The 13,390-nt window shown below is 73.9% G+C and carries 13 protein-coding genes; 10 read left to right on the forward strand and 3 right to left on the reverse strand.

Features of this window, described 5'->3' with window-relative positions; all coding sequences use genetic code 11:
* Window positions 1-37: 37 nt before the first annotated feature.
* The 3 genes from ACLQ22_RS16755 to ACLQ22_RS16765 all read right to left on the reverse strand — a co-directional run bounded on the left by ACLQ22_RS16755 (window position 38) and on the right by ACLQ22_RS16765 (window position 2,751).
* Window positions 38-1,225, reverse strand: a complete 1,188-nt coding sequence (locus ACLQ22_RS16755) for an NAD(P)/FAD-dependent oxidoreductase (RefSeq protein ID WP_425693108.1) — start codon at window positions 1,223-1,225, stop codon at window positions 38-40.
* A complete protein-coding gene (locus ACLQ22_RS16760) occupies window positions 1,222-2,142 on the reverse strand; it encodes a dihydrodipicolinate synthase family protein (protein WP_425693109.1) in 921 nt (306 codons plus the stop codon). Before ACLQ22_RS16760 ends, ACLQ22_RS16755 begins: the two co-directional genes overlap by 4 nt.
* Before the next feature lie 72 nt (window positions 2,143-2,214).
* Entirely contained in the window at window positions 2,215-2,751 is a 537-nt protein-coding gene (locus ACLQ22_RS16765) for a helix-turn-helix domain-containing protein (RefSeq protein WP_089000224.1), read from the reverse strand.
* Window positions 2,752-3,051: 300 nt separating this feature from the next.
* Between ACLQ22_RS16765 and ACLQ22_RS16770 the strand changes: the two genes are divergently transcribed.
* Genes ACLQ22_RS16770 through ACLQ22_RS16815 form a run of 10 tightly spaced genes read left to right on the forward strand, consistent with a single transcriptional unit; the run spans window position 3,052 to window position 13,260 of the window.
* On the forward strand, window positions 3,052-4,659 hold the full coding sequence (locus tag ACLQ22_RS16770; RefSeq protein ID WP_366644113.1) for an ABC transporter substrate-binding protein: 1,608 nt from the start codon (window positions 3,052-3,054) through the stop codon (window positions 4,657-4,659).
* Window positions 4,660-4,666: 7 nt separating this feature from the next.
* Window positions 4,667-5,755: an ABC transporter permease gene (locus ACLQ22_RS16775; protein ID WP_425693110.1), complete on the forward strand. Its 1,089-nt coding sequence runs from the start codon at window positions 4,667-4,669 to the stop codon at window positions 5,753-5,755.
* Window positions 5,752-6,669, forward strand: coding sequence for an ABC transporter permease (locus tag ACLQ22_RS16780; RefSeq protein ID WP_425693111.1), 918 nt, complete (start codon window positions 5,752-5,754; stop codon window positions 6,667-6,669). The genes ACLQ22_RS16775 and ACLQ22_RS16780 overlap by 4 nt, the downstream gene beginning before the upstream one ends.
* A 3-nt stretch (window positions 6,670-6,672) precedes the next feature.
* Window positions 6,673-7,650, forward strand: coding sequence for an ABC transporter ATP-binding protein (locus ACLQ22_RS16785; RefSeq protein ID WP_425693112.1), 978 nt, complete (start codon window positions 6,673-6,675; stop codon window positions 7,648-7,650).
* Window positions 7,647-8,630: an ABC transporter ATP-binding protein gene (locus ACLQ22_RS16790; protein ID WP_425693113.1), complete on the forward strand. Its 984-nt coding sequence runs from the start codon at window positions 7,647-7,649 to the stop codon at window positions 8,628-8,630. The genes ACLQ22_RS16785 and ACLQ22_RS16790 overlap by 4 nt, the downstream gene beginning before the upstream one ends.
* 10 nt (window positions 8,631-8,640) lie before the next feature.
* The gene (locus tag ACLQ22_RS16795) at window positions 8,641-9,879 is read left to right on the forward strand and encodes an amidohydrolase family protein (RefSeq protein WP_425693114.1); all 1,239 of its coding nucleotides are present in this window, start codon (window positions 8,641-8,643) and stop codon (window positions 9,877-9,879) included.
* Entirely contained in the window at window positions 9,876-11,522 is a 1,647-nt protein-coding gene (locus tag ACLQ22_RS16800) for a DUF885 domain-containing protein (protein WP_425693115.1), read from the forward strand. The genes ACLQ22_RS16795 and ACLQ22_RS16800 overlap by 4 nt, the downstream gene beginning before the upstream one ends.
* A gap of 42 nt (window positions 11,523-11,564) precedes the next feature.
* Window positions 11,565-11,942 carry a nuclear transport factor 2 family protein gene (locus ACLQ22_RS16805; protein WP_425693116.1) on the forward strand — a complete coding sequence of 126 codons (378 nt, stop codon included), beginning with the start codon at window positions 11,565-11,567 and terminating at the stop codon, window positions 11,940-11,942.
* A complete protein-coding gene (locus ACLQ22_RS16810; RefSeq protein ID WP_121398449.1) occupies window positions 11,939-12,265 on the forward strand; it encodes a TIGR04076 family protein in 327 nt (108 codons plus the stop codon). Before ACLQ22_RS16805 ends, ACLQ22_RS16810 begins: the two co-directional genes overlap by 4 nt.
* Complete coding sequence (locus ACLQ22_RS16815) at window positions 12,262-13,260, forward strand: LLM class flavin-dependent oxidoreductase (protein ID WP_199729348.1); 999 nt, start codon at window positions 12,262-12,264, stop codon at window positions 13,258-13,260. Before ACLQ22_RS16810 ends, ACLQ22_RS16815 begins: the two co-directional genes overlap by 4 nt.
* The last annotated feature ends 130 nt before the right edge of the window (window positions 13,261-13,390 follow it).

Raw genomic sequence — 13,390 nt, forward strand, 5'->3', positions numbered from 1 at the left:
GCGCCTCGGCGCCTGCGCGGGCTCCGGCGGGCGGTGTTCAGACAAAGTTCAGCGCTCCGAAGCGGGAGGGTGAGTAGTCCTCGATCGACCGGTCGGGCTCGCCGGTGACGACCATGGCGGCGAGCAGCCGGGCGTAGGTGAGGCCGAGGGTGAAGGCCGAGCCGCCGGTGGCGACGTACAGTCCCGGCCGGCGCGGCACCGCGCCGAGCAGCGGCAGATGGTCCGGGGTGAGCGTGGTCATGCCCGTCCACGTCCGGATCACCGGCAGGTCGAACACCGCCGGCACCACCCGGGCGGCGTCGGCGTTGCCGACCAGCGACTCGTACCGCAGCTCCGGGTTGGTCTCCAGGTCGACCCGTCCGGCGCGGCTGACCAGCTTGGCCGGCCATCCGCCACCGATCAGCACGTTGCCGTCCTCGGTCTGCTTCATCGACAGCCGCCGGCCGACGTGCTGGATCAGGTGCGGCAGGAACGGCCGGGTGCGGGCGGTGGCGCTCATCGTCAGTCCGACGGGGAAGACCGGCAGCCGGACGTCGGCCATCGCGGCCAGCTCGGCGGTCCAGACGCCGCCGGCGAGCACAACCGTGTCGGCCAGGTGGGTCTCGCCGGCGGTGTCCCCCGGGCCCGCCCCGGTGCGCAGTTCCCAGTGCCGGCCGCGCCGGTGCAGCCCGGTGACCCGGCAGCCGGTGCGCAGCACGGCACCGTGGCGGCCGGCGGCCCGGGCCAGCGCCGGGGTGACCAGCCGGGGGTTGGCCTTGCCCTCGCCGGGCGCGTGACCGGCGGCGAGCACGGTGTCCGCCAGGTACGGCGCGAACCGGCGCAGCTCCGGGCCGGAGAGCACGGCGACGTCGAGGCCGTACTCGCGTTCCAGGGCCGCCTTGCGGTCCAGCACGGCGATCTCCGCCGGGGTCTCGGCGAGCATCAGCCCGCCGGTGCGGGACACCCCGCAACGCTCGCCGAGCTCGTCCTCGATCATCGCCCAGGCCCGCACGGCGTCCAGGTGCAGCGGCAGCGCGCGGGCCGCCGCCCGGGCCGCGTCGTCGCCGTGCTCGACCATCCGGAACTCCAGCTGGAAGTGCAGGCTGCCCGCGTTCTGCCCGGAGGCGTGCCGGTTGACCTGGTCCTTCTCGACGAGCAGGACCCGGTTGCCGGCGCGGGCCAGGTGCCAGGCGGTCGCGCAGCCGAGCAGGCCGCCGCCGACGACCGCCGTGTCGTACGCGGTCACGGCAGCAGGTCGAGCTGGGTCATGGTGGCCCGGACGCGGTCCTGTTCGGCGGGCGTCAGCGGGAGCAGCGGCGCGCGCACGTGGCCGGCCGGCACGCCGCGCAGCGTGAGCGCGTACTTCATGATCGCCTGCGCGTTGCCGAACCGGGCGCCGTAGTCGGGCCCGAACCAGTCCTCCATGATCACCCGGTCGCGGGCGCCGAGCATCCGGGCGCGGTCGAGGTCCCCGGCGCGCAGGGCGCGGAAGAAGTCGGGGTGGTCGGCGCCGAGCACGGCGCCGGCGCCCATCAGCCCGTCGCCGCCGATCGTGGTCATCAGCTCGATGCCCACCTCGTTGGTGGGGATGCCGAAGTAGCGCACCCGGTGCCGCAGGGCCACCAGGCTCCGGACGAAGCCGCCGAAGTCCGGGGTGGAGTTCTTGACCGCCACCACGGTGTCCAGCGCGCTCAGCTCCAGCAGCAGGTCGGCGTCCAGGTCGACGCCCGTGCCGCGCGGCCAGTTGTAGACGCAGAGCGGCACGTCCACCGCCTCGGAGACGGCCCGGTAGAAGGCCACGACCTCGGCCCGGGTGGGCACCACGTACGGCGGCGGGGTGAGCAGGATGCCGTGCAGGCCGGCGTCCCGGGCGGCCTCGGCGTGCCGGATCGCCTCCCCCGGCGTGTACGCGTTGCAGCCGCCGAGCACGGTGAGCCGGTCGCCGACCCGCTCGGCGGCCGTCCGGAACAGCTCGGCCCGTTCGTGTTCGCTGAGACTGAACCACTCGCCCGTGGTCCCGCCGACGATCATCCCGTGCAGCCGCTCGGCGGCGAGCCAGTCCAGTTGCCCGCGCCAGGCGGCGAGGTCCAGCTCGCCCGTGACGGTGAACGGGGTGGTGACGGCCGGGATATAGCCGAACCAGTCGACGCTGTCACGGTCCACTGCGGGTCCTTTCGACGGGCGGCGTCGTACCGCCCACGTGCGCGACGCGGGCCGGGTGACGTGCCGGGTGGGTCAGGGGGTCGGCGGGGTGACCGCGATGATGAGCCGGGCCCGCTGGTCGCTGGCGTTGCGGTAGAGGTGGGGCAGCCGGGAGTCGAAGGTGATGGCCTCGCCGGTCTTCAGCACGTACTTCTCGCCGCCGATCTCGGCGACGACCTCACCGGTGACGGCGATCGCGCACTCGGTGGAGGGGTGCGCCCACGGCTCGGTGGAGCTGGCGTCGCCGGGCGCCAGCTCGGCTTCGAGCACCTCCAGGTCGCCCCGCCCCGGCGTGAGCCGGTCGTAGGCGATCTGCCCGGGAGGCGCGGCGAGCCGGGACCGCGAGCCGGGCCGGCTGATGTGCACCAGCGGGGCGTCCGGCTCGGAGAACAGCGCCGCTATGGAGGTGTCGAAGACCTTGGCGAGCTTACGCAGGGTGGCCAGGCTGGGGTCCGTGGCGCCGTTCTCGATCTGGCTGAGCAGGGCGGGCGACACGTCGGCCGCGGCCGCGAGCTGGCGCAGCGTGAGGGAGTGCTGCTGGCGCAGGTCGCGGAGCTGGTCACCGAGCATGCGTCTTTCCTCGTTCCAAACAGTGTGGCTAGAAATGTTTGACGTGACTATACGCCACTGTCTAGGGTGGTCAAACACAAGGTGAACGTGTTTGGCGCTACTAGACAAGCGGCGTCGAGGCACGAACCGGACACGAGTTCTGTCCGGGTACATCCAACCCCATGACGGCACAACGGCGCAGACCCGCGAAGCCGCCACGGTTGGCACCAACGGCCCGGCCGCGGCGTCACCGACGTCGCCGGGTGTGACAGCCCCAGAGCCCGTCCCGCGCGGGCCGGCCCACACGAAGGTAGGAACAGCATGTCGGTGTCCCCTCGCCGGCTCCGCGTCGGAGCGATCGCTCTGGCGGCGCTGGCCATAGCCTCCAGCACCGCGTGCAGCGCGGGCGGCAGCGGAGGAAGTGGTGACGGCGGTTCGGCCAAGACCCTCACCGTCAACACCTCGTTCGTCCTCAAGACCCTCGACCCCGGCCGGATCTACGAGGCGACCGGCCTCACCGCCGTGCACTCGCTCTACGACACCCTGCTGACCTTCGAGGGCTCGGACGTGAGCAAGCCGGTCCCGGCGCTGGCCGAGTCGTACGAGGCGTCGCCCGACGCCAAGACCTTCACCTTCAAGCTGCGCGAGGGCGTGAAGTTCTCCGACGGCACCGCGCTGACCGCCGACGACGTGGTCTTCTCCCTCAACCGGCTGAAGAACGTCAAGGCCAGCCCGGCCGTCATGGTCAGCGGCCTCACGTTCGCCAAGACCGACGAGCGGACCGTGGTGGTCACCTCGGCGACCGCCGACCCGAACATCCCCGTGGTGCTCGCGATGCCCTCCACGGGCGTCGTGAACTCCAAGGTCGCCAAGGAGCACGGCGCGACGGACGCCGCCGACGCCGCCAAGAGCGACACCGCGCAGCAGTACCTCGACACGAACTCCGTCGGCAGCGGCCCGTACGTGCTCAAGTCGTACGACCCGTCGGCGCAGGTGGTGCTGGAGGCCAACCCCAACTACTGGGGCACCAAGCCCGAGTTCAGCCGCGTCGTGCTGCGCAACATGGACGTGCAGACCCAGAAGCTGACCATGCAGCGCTCCGGCGGCTCCGAGATCGCGCTGGACATCTCCGGCAAGCTGCTGGAGGGGCTGCCGGGCAGCCTGAAGACCTCAGGCGTGCAGGACACCGTCTACTTCCTCTTCCTCAACGCCGACCCGGCCGTCTCTCCGGTGACCTCGAACGCGAAGTTCAACCAGGCGCTGCGCGCCTCCCTGGACTACGAGGGCCTCGCCGCGCTGTACGGCAAGGGCGCCGCCCCCGGCGCCGGGCTGGTGGCCCCCGCCTTCCCGGGCGCGCTGCCCACCGAGGAGCAGTCGAAGCGTGACGTGGCGAAGGCCAAGGCGTTGCTCACCGAGGCGGGGCTGACCAACCCCACGGTCAAGTTCAACTACCCGGCCATCACCTACAAGGGGGTCGACCTGGGCACGGTCGCGACGAAGGTGCAGGGCGACGCCGCCGAGGCCGGCATCAAGCTGGAGCTGACCCCGCAGCCGCTGACCACCTTCCTCGACGAGATGCGTACGGGCAAGATGGCCCTCGGCTTCACCCCGCAGAGCCTGAACTACCCGGTCGCCGACTCGCTGATCAACAACATGTCCCCCGGCCAGGCCACCGCGCTGCGCTCGGGCTGGACCGTGGAGCGGGCCGACCCGGCCGTCGTGGCCGCCGGCAAGAAGGTCACCGAGACCCTCGACCTGGCCGCCCGGGCCGCCGCCATGCAGCAGTGGCAGCGGGCGATGAACGCCGCCTCGCCGTACGTCGTCCTGGCCAGCAACTCCTCCACCGTGGTGGCGAGCGGCGACCTGACCGGCACGGACTACACCGCCGCCGGTTGGCAGGTCGACCTCGCCGCGGTGGGCCGGGGGTAGTAACTCCATGACGACGACAGTCGACGACGCCGAGCCGGGCGCGGTCACCACGACCGTGTCCCGGCCCCGGCCGCACCGGGCACTGCTGTTCTTCCTGCTCAAGCGGGTGGCCATCACGGCCGGGCTGCTGCTGGGCGTCACGATCGTGACGTTCGGCCTGGTCACCGTGGTGCCCGGCGACCCGGTCACGGCCAACCTCTCCGACCAGGCGCTCAACGACCCCGCGACGGTGGCCGCGTTCCGCGAGAAGTGGGGCCTGGACCAGCCGCTGTACGTGCAGTACCTGCAGTACCTGGGCAACCTGTTCCAGTTCGACCTCGGCATCTCCCAGCAGACCGGCCGGACGGTGGCCGACGACCTGTTGCAGTACGTGCCGGCGACCATGGAACTGGCCATCCCCACCATGGTGCTGGCGCTGCTCATCGGCACCGGGATCGGCATGCTCGCCGCCGTCCGCAACGGTCGGGTCACCGACCAGCTGATCCGCGTCGGCGCGCTGCTCGGTCTGTCCACGCCGCCGTTCTGGCTGTCGCTCGTCGTGCTCTACGTCTTCTTCTACCAGCTCGGCCTGGCGCCCAGCGGCGGCCGGCTCTCGACCGACTTCAGCCCGCCGCCGACGAAGACCGGCATGTACACGGTCGACGCCGCCCTCGCCGGCCAGTGGGACGTCGCCTGGGACGCCGCCCAGCACCTGGTCCTGCCGGTGCTCGTGCTGACCAGCCTGACGGTCGCGATGCTGGTCCGGTTCGTCCGCTCGTCCATGCTCGAGGTGCTCCAGCAGGACTACATCCGGGCCGCGTACGCCAAGGGCCTGCCCGCCCGGGTGGTGTTCCGCCGGCACCTGCTGCGCGCCGGCCTGGTCCCGGTCATCACCGTCTCCGGGCTGGCCTTCGCCTCGCTGCTCTCCGGCACGGTGCTGGTGGAGAACATCTTCGGCTGGCCGGGCCTCGGCCAGTACGCGTACCGCAGCGCGACGGCGCTGGACCTGCCCGCGATCCTCGGCGTCAGCCTCTTCGTGGCGCTGGTCTACACGCTCGTCAACCTCACCGTCGACCTGCTGTACGGACTCATCGACCCGAGGATCCGCCTGTCATGACCACACTCGCACCCGATCCCGTGGCGCCCGACCCGAAGGCGACCGGCGCGCTGGCCCGGCGCCGGTGGCCGGGTCGGCTGCGCGGTCGCTCGACCGGGCGGCCCGTCTGGCGGCAGCCGATCGCCGTGGCAGCCCTGGTCATCCTCGGCGGGTGGCTGCTGGCGGCGCTGTTCGCCCCGCTCGTCGCGCCGTACGACCCGCTGGCGCAGAGCCCCGACGCCTACGCGCCGCCGTCCGGCACGCACTGGTTCGGCACCGACTCCCTCGGCCGGGACGTGTTCAGCCGGGTCATCCACGGCGCCCGCCTGTCGATCCCGCTCGCGCTCGCCATCGTCTCGCTCGCCCTGCTGATCGGCGGCCTGCTCGGCCTGGTCGCCGGCTACGTGGGCCGGTTCGTCGACGAGGCGCTGATGCGCCTGACGGACCTGGTCTTCGCGTTCCCGCAGATCATCCTGGCGATGGCGGTCACGGCCGCGTTCGGGCCCAGCACCCGCAACGCCGTCCTCGCGCTGGTCATCGTCTCCTGGCCGGTCTACGCCCGGGTCATCCGCAGCGCCGTGCTGACCATGCGGGGCGAGGACTACCTCAGCGCCGCCCGGCTGCTCGGCATCGGGCCGATGCGCGCGCTGCGCCGCGACGTCCTGCCCAACAGCGTGGGTCCGGCGATCGTGCTGGCCACCCTGGAGCTGGGCAACGCCGTGCTGCTGCTCTCCGCGCTGTCCTTCCTCGGCCTCGGCCCCCGCCCGCCGGCCGCCGAGTGGGGCTCGATGGTCGCGCTCGGCTCGCAGGACCTCTCCATGTGGTGGGTCAGCGTCTTCCCCGGTCTGGCCATCCTCACCGTGGTGATGGCCTTCAACGTGCTCGGCGACGCGCTGCGCGACCGGATCGACCCCCGCTACGCGAAGGGACGTTGAGAAATGGCACCCCTGCTCGAGGTCGACTCCCTGGCCGTCACCCTGCCCGGCCCCACGGGGCCGCTGCCGATCCTGCACGACGTGTCGTTCACCGTCGACGAGGGCGAAATGGTCGGCATCGCCGGGGAGAGCGGGTGCGGCAAGAGCCTCACCGCGCAGACCCTGCTCGGGCTGCTGCCCGCCGGCGCCAAGGTCACCGGGTCGGCCCGCTTCGCCGGCACCGAACTGCTCGGCCTGGACACCAGGCGCTGGCAGAAGGTGCGCGGCGCCGGCATCGCGATGGTCTTCCAGGACCCCACCGCCGCGCTGCACCCGATGCTCACGATCGGCCGGCAGCTCACCGAACACATGCAGGTCCACCTGGGCCTGGACCGGCGGGCGGCCGACCGGCGGGCCGTGGAGCTGCTCGAGCAGGTCCGCATCCCCGACCCGCAGCGGGCGGTGCGGGCCTACCCGCACCAGTTCTCCGGCGGCATGCGGCAGCGGGCGGCCATCGCGATCGCCCTCGCCGCCCGCCCCCGGCTGCTGATCGCCGACGAGCCGACCACCGCGCTGGACGTGACGGTGCAGGCCGGCATCCTGGCGCTGCTGGACCAGCTGCGCGCCGAGACCGGGCTGGCCGTCGCCTTCATCACCCACGACCTCGGGGTGCTCAGCGCGCTCACCACCCGCGGGTACGTCTTCTACGCCGGGCGGGTGGTGGAGACCGGGCCCACCGGGGCGCTGCTCACCGCGCCGCGCCACCCGTACACGGCGGCGCTGCTCGGCGCCCGCCCGCACGGCACCCAGGCCGTCGGCACGCTGCGCCCCATCCCGGGCGGGCCGCCGGCGCCGGGGCAGGCGCCGCCCGGATGTCCGTTCCAGCCCCGGTGCGGGTTCGCCGAGCCGTCCTGCGGCACCGCGCCGCCCCCGCTCTCCCCCGCCGGCGCCGACCGGTCGGTGGCCTGCGTGGTCCGTCCGCACCTGGAGGTGGCGGCATGAACGAGCCGGTCGGCTCGGGCAACCTGCTCGAGATCAGCGACGTCGAGGTGGAGTACAAGGCGCGCGGCCGGGGGCCGGTCCGGGCCGTGGCCGGGGTGAGCCTCGAGGTGGCGCCCGGCCAGATCGTCGGCCTGGTCGGCGAGTCGGGCTGCGGCAAGTCGTCGCTGGCCCGGGTGGCGGTCGGGCTGGCCGCGCCGAGCGCCGGGGCGATCCGGTTCGCCGGCCGCCCGGTCACCCCGCTCGGCTGGCGCCGCCGGCCCGTGCCGCAGGTCGGGCTCCAGATGGTCTTCCAGAACCCGTACGCGTCGCTGAACCCCCGGCGCACCATCGGCGCCCAGCTCCTCGACGGGGTGCCGGACACGGTCACCGGCGCCGCCCGCCGGGCGCGGGTCGCCGACCTGCTGGACCGGGTCGGCATGCCGGCCGGGGCCGCGGAGCGGTACCCGCACCAGTTCTCCGGCGGCCAGCGGCAGCGGCTCGCCATCGCGCGGGCGCTCGCGCCGGAGCCCCGGATGATCATCGCGGACGAGCCGGTCACCGCGCTGGACGCCTCGTCGCAGGCGCAGGTGGTCAACCTGCTCGTCGGGCTGGTCCGGGATCTGGACATGGGCATGCTGTTCATCTCGCACGACCTGTCCCTGGTGCACGAGATCGCCGACGTCACGGCGGTGATGTACCTGGGCCGGATCGTGGAGACCGCACCCACCCGTCAGCTGTGGCGCTCGCCCCGGCACCCGTACAGCCGGGCGTTGATCGACGCGGTGCCGCAGATCGGCCCGCACCCGCAGCTGCCCAGAACGCTCGCCGGCGAGGTGCCCGACCCGGCGCACGCGCCGACCGGGTGCCGGTTCCGGCCGCGCTGCCCGCACGCCTTCGCGCCATGCGGGCAGCAGCCGCCCACGCTCGACCTCGGCGGCCGCAGCGCCGCCTGCTGGCTCAACGACCCCACGGTGGCGCCGACCACCGTGCCCGCCGCGTAGAGGACTCCGCATGCACATCCCCACCGAACAGGTCCTGGTCAACCTCGCCCTCTACGACGGCGTGCGGGACGACGTCCAGCGCGACAGCGGCGTCTGGATCGGCGCCGACGGCACGATCCGCGCGGTCGGGCCGGTCGACGACGTCCTCGCCGAGGCCGGCGGCGCCCGGGTGGTCGACCTGCACGGCGACCACGTCATGCCCGGCCTGACCAACATGCACGTGCACCTCTCGCTCGGGCTGCCCGGCCACTTCGGCGACGAGGTGCACCGGTCGAACCTGGCCGAGCTGGTGCTGCTGATGGCCGACTCGGCGCGGCGGACCCTGCACTCCGGGGTCACCACCGCCCGGCTCGTCGGCGAGAGCCGCTACGCCGACTTCGCCCTGCGCAAGGGGATCGAGCGCGGCGCGGTGGACGGCCCGCGGATCTTCACCGCCGGGCACGCCCTCTGCTGCACCGGGGGGCACGGCTGGGAGGCCGACGCCCTGGAGGCCGACGGGGCGGACGGGTTCCGCCGGCTCACCCGGCAGCAGATCCGGGCCGGCGCCGACCTGATCAAGGTGTGCATCTCCGGCGGCATCGCCGGCGAGTTCGAGTCGATCGACACCCCCCAGCTGCTCGACGACGAGCTGGCGGCGGTGATCCGGGTGGCGCACGACTGGGGACGCAAGGTCACCGCGCACGCCGGCCCGGCCGACTCGGTGCGCCGCGCCGTGGAACTCGGGCTGGACTGCGTCGAGCACGGCTACGAGCTGACCGACGAGGTGACCCGGCTGATGGCCGACCGGGGTGTCTGGTACGTCCCGACCATCGTGGTCAGCCGCTGCGAGCAGTTCTTCCGCGACTCCGGCGTGCCGGGCTGGCTGATGGACCGCGCCCTCGGCGCCGGGCCCCGGCACTGGGAGAGCCTCCAGCACGCCATCCGCAACGGGGTGCCGATCGCGTTGGGCAGCGACATGCCGCCGCACGCCGGCTACGACGAGACGACCGCGACCGTGCGGGAGCTGGAGTTCATGGTGGACGCCGGGATGCCCGTCGCCGACGCGCTGAGGTCCGCCACCATCCGCCCCGCGCAGTGGCTGGGTCAGGCCGACACGCTCGGCAGCGTCGAGGTGGGCAAGCACGCCGACCTGCTGGTCCTGCGCGACGATCCCACCCGCTCGGTGTCCGCGCTGCGCACCCTGCACGCGGTGCTCAAGGGTGGCGTCGCCTACCGCGACGACCACGGCCGCCTCGGCGTCGCCCGATGACGACGATCACCGAGGTCGCCGACGGGTACCTCGACGCGCTCGCCGAGCTGGACCCGGAGGCCGCCGAGGCGGCGGGTCGTACCCCCGGATCGCACTTCGCGGACCTCTCCCCCGACGGCTTCGCCGCCCGCGCGGAGCTGGCCCGCCGCACCGCCACGGCGGCGGCCGGCGCCGACGCCGACGGCACCGCGCAGCGGGCCCTCGCCGGCGCGCTGACCGACCGGCTGGCCAGCGAGGTCGACCTGTACGACGCGGGCTTCACCACCCGGCTGCTCGCCCCGCTGGCGACGCCGGTGCACCTGGTCCGGCAGGTCTTCGACAACCTGCCCCGCCGCAGCGGGGAGGACTGGGCGGTCGTCGCCGCGCACCTCCGCCGGGTGCCCGCGGCGCTCGGCCAGTACGCCGACACGCTGCGCTGGTCGGCACAGCGGGGACACCTGGTCGCCCGCCGGCAGGTGCTGGCGGTCGCCGACCAGTGCACCGCCTGGGTCACCGCCGACGACTTCTACGGCCGGCTGGTCGCCACCCACCCGGGCGGGCCGCTGGCCGGGGAGCTGGCCGCCGGGGCGCGGTCGGCCGCCGCCGCGACGGCGGACTTCGCCGCGTTCCTGCGCACCGAGCTGGCGCCGCGGGCCACCGACGTCGACGGCGTCGGCCGCGACCTGTACGCCGTCACCGCCCGCAGCTTCCTGGGCGCGAGCGTCGACCTGGACGAGCTGTACGCGTACGGCTGGGCGGAGCTGGCCCGCACCGCCGCCGAGCAGCGCGCGGTCGCCGCCGAGCTGGGCCACCCGGACGTGGCGCGGGCGCGGGCCGCGCTGGACGCCGACCCCGCCGGCCGGGTGCCGGTCGGGCCCGACCTGGAGCGGTGGCTGCGCGAGCGCACCGAGCGGCTCACCGACGCCCTGGACGGCCCGCACTTCGACATCCCGGCCGCCACCCGCCGCGTGGTGTGCCGGATCAGTCCCGCCGCCTCCGGCGTCATGTACTACACCCCGCCCGACGCCGGGCTGACGCGGCCGGGTGGGATCTGGTGGTCGACGCCCCCCGGCGAGTCGACGGTGCCGGTGTGGCGGCACGTCGGGACGCTCTGCCACGAGGGGCTGCCCGGGCACCACCTCCAGCACGCGATCACCCTCACCACCGCCGAGCTGCACCCGTGGCAGCGCTCGCTGTGCCAGGTGCACGGGTACGCCGAGGGCTGGGCGCACTACGCCGAGCGTCTCGCCGACGAGCTGGGCCTCTACGCCGGTCCCGCCGAGCGGCTCGGGATGCTCGACGGGCAGATGTGGCGGGCTGCCCGGGTGGTCATCGACCTCGGCCTGCACCTGGACGTGCCGATCCCGGCCGGGACCGGTTTCACCGACGCGCGCCGGTGGACCCCCGAGCTGGCCGTGGACTTCCTGGTCCGCGTCGCCGGGCTGGATCCGGCGACCGCGCGCTTCGAGGTCGACCGCTACCTGGGCTGGCCGGCGCAGGCGCTGGCCTTCAAGGCCGGGGCGCGGCTCTGGCAGCAGGCCCGCCGGGAGGTCGAACGGCGCGAGGGCGCCGGGTTCGACCGCAAGCGGTTCCACCACCGCGCCCTGCGGCTCGGCCCGATGGGGCTCGACCCGCTGCGCGCCCGCCTCGCCGAACTCTCCTGACCCATCGACACCCCCGTCCGCCCCGACCGGAAGCGAGCCCCGATGACCGTTGACGATCTCACCGCCGCCATCACCGACATGTACCGGTCGTTGGGCGACCGGGCGGCGTTCGACGCCCGGCTGCACCCCGAACTGACGATCTGGGAGTCCGACGCGCCCGACCTGCTGGACGGTCTGGCCGCCCTCGACGACCTGCGGGACCGCCGGGCGGCGGCCCGGGGACCGGCCGCGCCGCCGACCTCGGTCGCCCCCGAGCAGTTCCGGGTCGAGTCGTGGGACGACACCGGCCTGGTCCGCTACGTCCTGCGGGCCCGGTACGCGGCCGGGCAGCCGGACGACTGCTTCCGGGTGACGGACGTGCTGCGCCGCGACGAGCGGGGCTGGCGGATCGTGCACCACCACGCGGAGGCCCTGCGATGAGCGCCGAGGAACCGGTCACCGACCTGTACGACCTGCGGGTCGTGGTGGAACGGATCGAGGGCCGCTCCGTCTGCGGTCTCCAGCCGGGGGACCACATCGACCTGACCGAGTCGAACCGGCTCCGCATCCCGACGGGCAAGCACTTCTGCCTCTACGCCCTCGCCGCGTGCCTGCCGCTGCTGCCGGCCAAGCAGCGCCCGTTGCCGCCGGGGGACTGGCTGGCCCGGGACTGCCACGTGGCCTGCCCCGATCCCGACGAGCGGGTCATCCTGCGCATCGAGCGGACCGGCCGGCGCCAGATCCCGACTGGAGAACTGACGTGAGCACCGACGACGGACGCCGACTGGTCGGCATCGGACTGCAGTCCGACAAGAGTGCCGACGAGTACGCCGCGCTGGCCGAGCTCGCCGAAGGGCACGGCTTCGACGTGCTGTCGGTCTTCGGCGACCTGATGTACCAGCCGCCGTTCTTCCCGCTGCTGGTGGCGGCGCGGCACACCCGGCGGATCCGCCTCGGTTCGGCCTGCCTGAACCCGTTCACCATGCATCCGGTGGAGATCGCCGGACAGGTCGCGGCCCTGGACCTGGCGTCGAACGGGCGGGCCTACCTCGGGCTGGCCCGGGGCACCTGGCTGGACCAGGTCGGGGTGCCCCAGGCCCGGCCGCTGCGGCGGATCGCCGAGACCGTCGACGTGGTCCGGCTGCTGCTGTCCCGTGACGACCGGGGCTTCCAGGGCCGGGAGTTCACCGTGGCGCCCGGCACGGCGCTGCGCTACGCCCCGGTCCGCGCCGACGTGCCCGTCCTGGTGGGTACGTGGGGTCAGCAGACCGCCCGGACGGCCGCCGCGTTCGCCTCGGAGATCAAGGTCGGCGGGTCGGCCAACCCGGCGATGGCCAAGACGATGCGCGCCTGGCTGGACGACGCCGCGCCCGAGGCCCGGGTCGGCGTGGTGCTCGGCGCCGTGACCGTGGTGGACGAGGACGGCGCCCTGGCCCGTCGGGTGGCCCGTACGGAGGTGGCCATGTACCTCGCCGTGGTCGCCGCCCTCGACCCGAACGTCGACATCGATCCGGAGCTGCTGGCGCGCATCCAGCAGCACGTCGCCCGCCAGGAACACGACCTCGCCGGCGCGCTGATCGGCGGGGACCTGCTCGACCTGTTCGCCTTCTCCGGCACTCCCGAACACGTCGCGGCGCAGGCCGCGGCGGTGTTCGACGCCGGGGCGACCCGGGTGGAGTTCGGCACCCCGCACGGGTTGACCCCGGCCGGCGGCGTCGACCTGCTCGGCCGCCGGGTGCTGCCGCTGCTGCGGCAATGACGCCGTGGCGGGGGCGGGCGTGCACCGGCCCGCCCCCGCCACGGGCCCCGCCGCCCCGCCCCGCTTGCATGGGCAGTCGAATTCTTTCGTCACGAGATCCAACTCTTGCGCCGACAAGTCCAGTACTGAC

The organism is Micromonospora sp. DT178, from assembly GCF_049841695.1.
GTDB lineage: Bacteria > Actinomycetota > Actinomycetes > Mycobacteriales > Micromonosporaceae > Micromonospora.

Coding starts and splice junctions, on each gene's coding strand:
- ACLQ22_RS16765 (WP_089000224.1), bottom strand. CDS start 2,751: ATGCTCGGTGACCAGCTCCGCGACCTGCGCCAGCAGCACTCCCTCACG.
- ACLQ22_RS16770 (WP_366644113.1), top strand. CDS start 3,052: ATGTCGGTGTCCCCTCGCCGGCTCCGCGTCGGAGCGATCGCTCTGGCG.
- ACLQ22_RS16775 (WP_425693110.1), top strand. CDS start 4,667: ATGACGACGACAGTCGACGACGCCGAGCCGGGCGCGGTCACCACGACC.
- ACLQ22_RS16780 (WP_425693111.1), top strand. CDS start 5,752: ATGACCACACTCGCACCCGATCCCGTGGCGCCCGACCCGAAGGCGACC.
- ACLQ22_RS16785 (WP_425693112.1), top strand. CDS start 6,673: ATGGCACCCCTGCTCGAGGTCGACTCCCTGGCCGTCACCCTGCCCGGC.
- ACLQ22_RS16790 (WP_425693113.1), top strand. CDS start 7,647: ATGAACGAGCCGGTCGGCTCGGGCAACCTGCTCGAGATCAGCGACGTC.
- ACLQ22_RS16795 (WP_425693114.1), top strand. CDS start 8,641: ATGCACATCCCCACCGAACAGGTCCTGGTCAACCTCGCCCTCTACGAC.
- ACLQ22_RS16800 (WP_425693115.1), top strand. CDS start 9,876: ATGACGACGATCACCGAGGTCGCCGACGGGTACCTCGACGCGCTCGCC.
- ACLQ22_RS16805 (WP_425693116.1), top strand. CDS start 11,565: ATGACCGTTGACGATCTCACCGCCGCCATCACCGACATGTACCGGTCG.
- ACLQ22_RS16810 (WP_121398449.1), top strand. CDS start 11,939: ATGAGCGCCGAGGAACCGGTCACCGACCTGTACGACCTGCGGGTCGTG.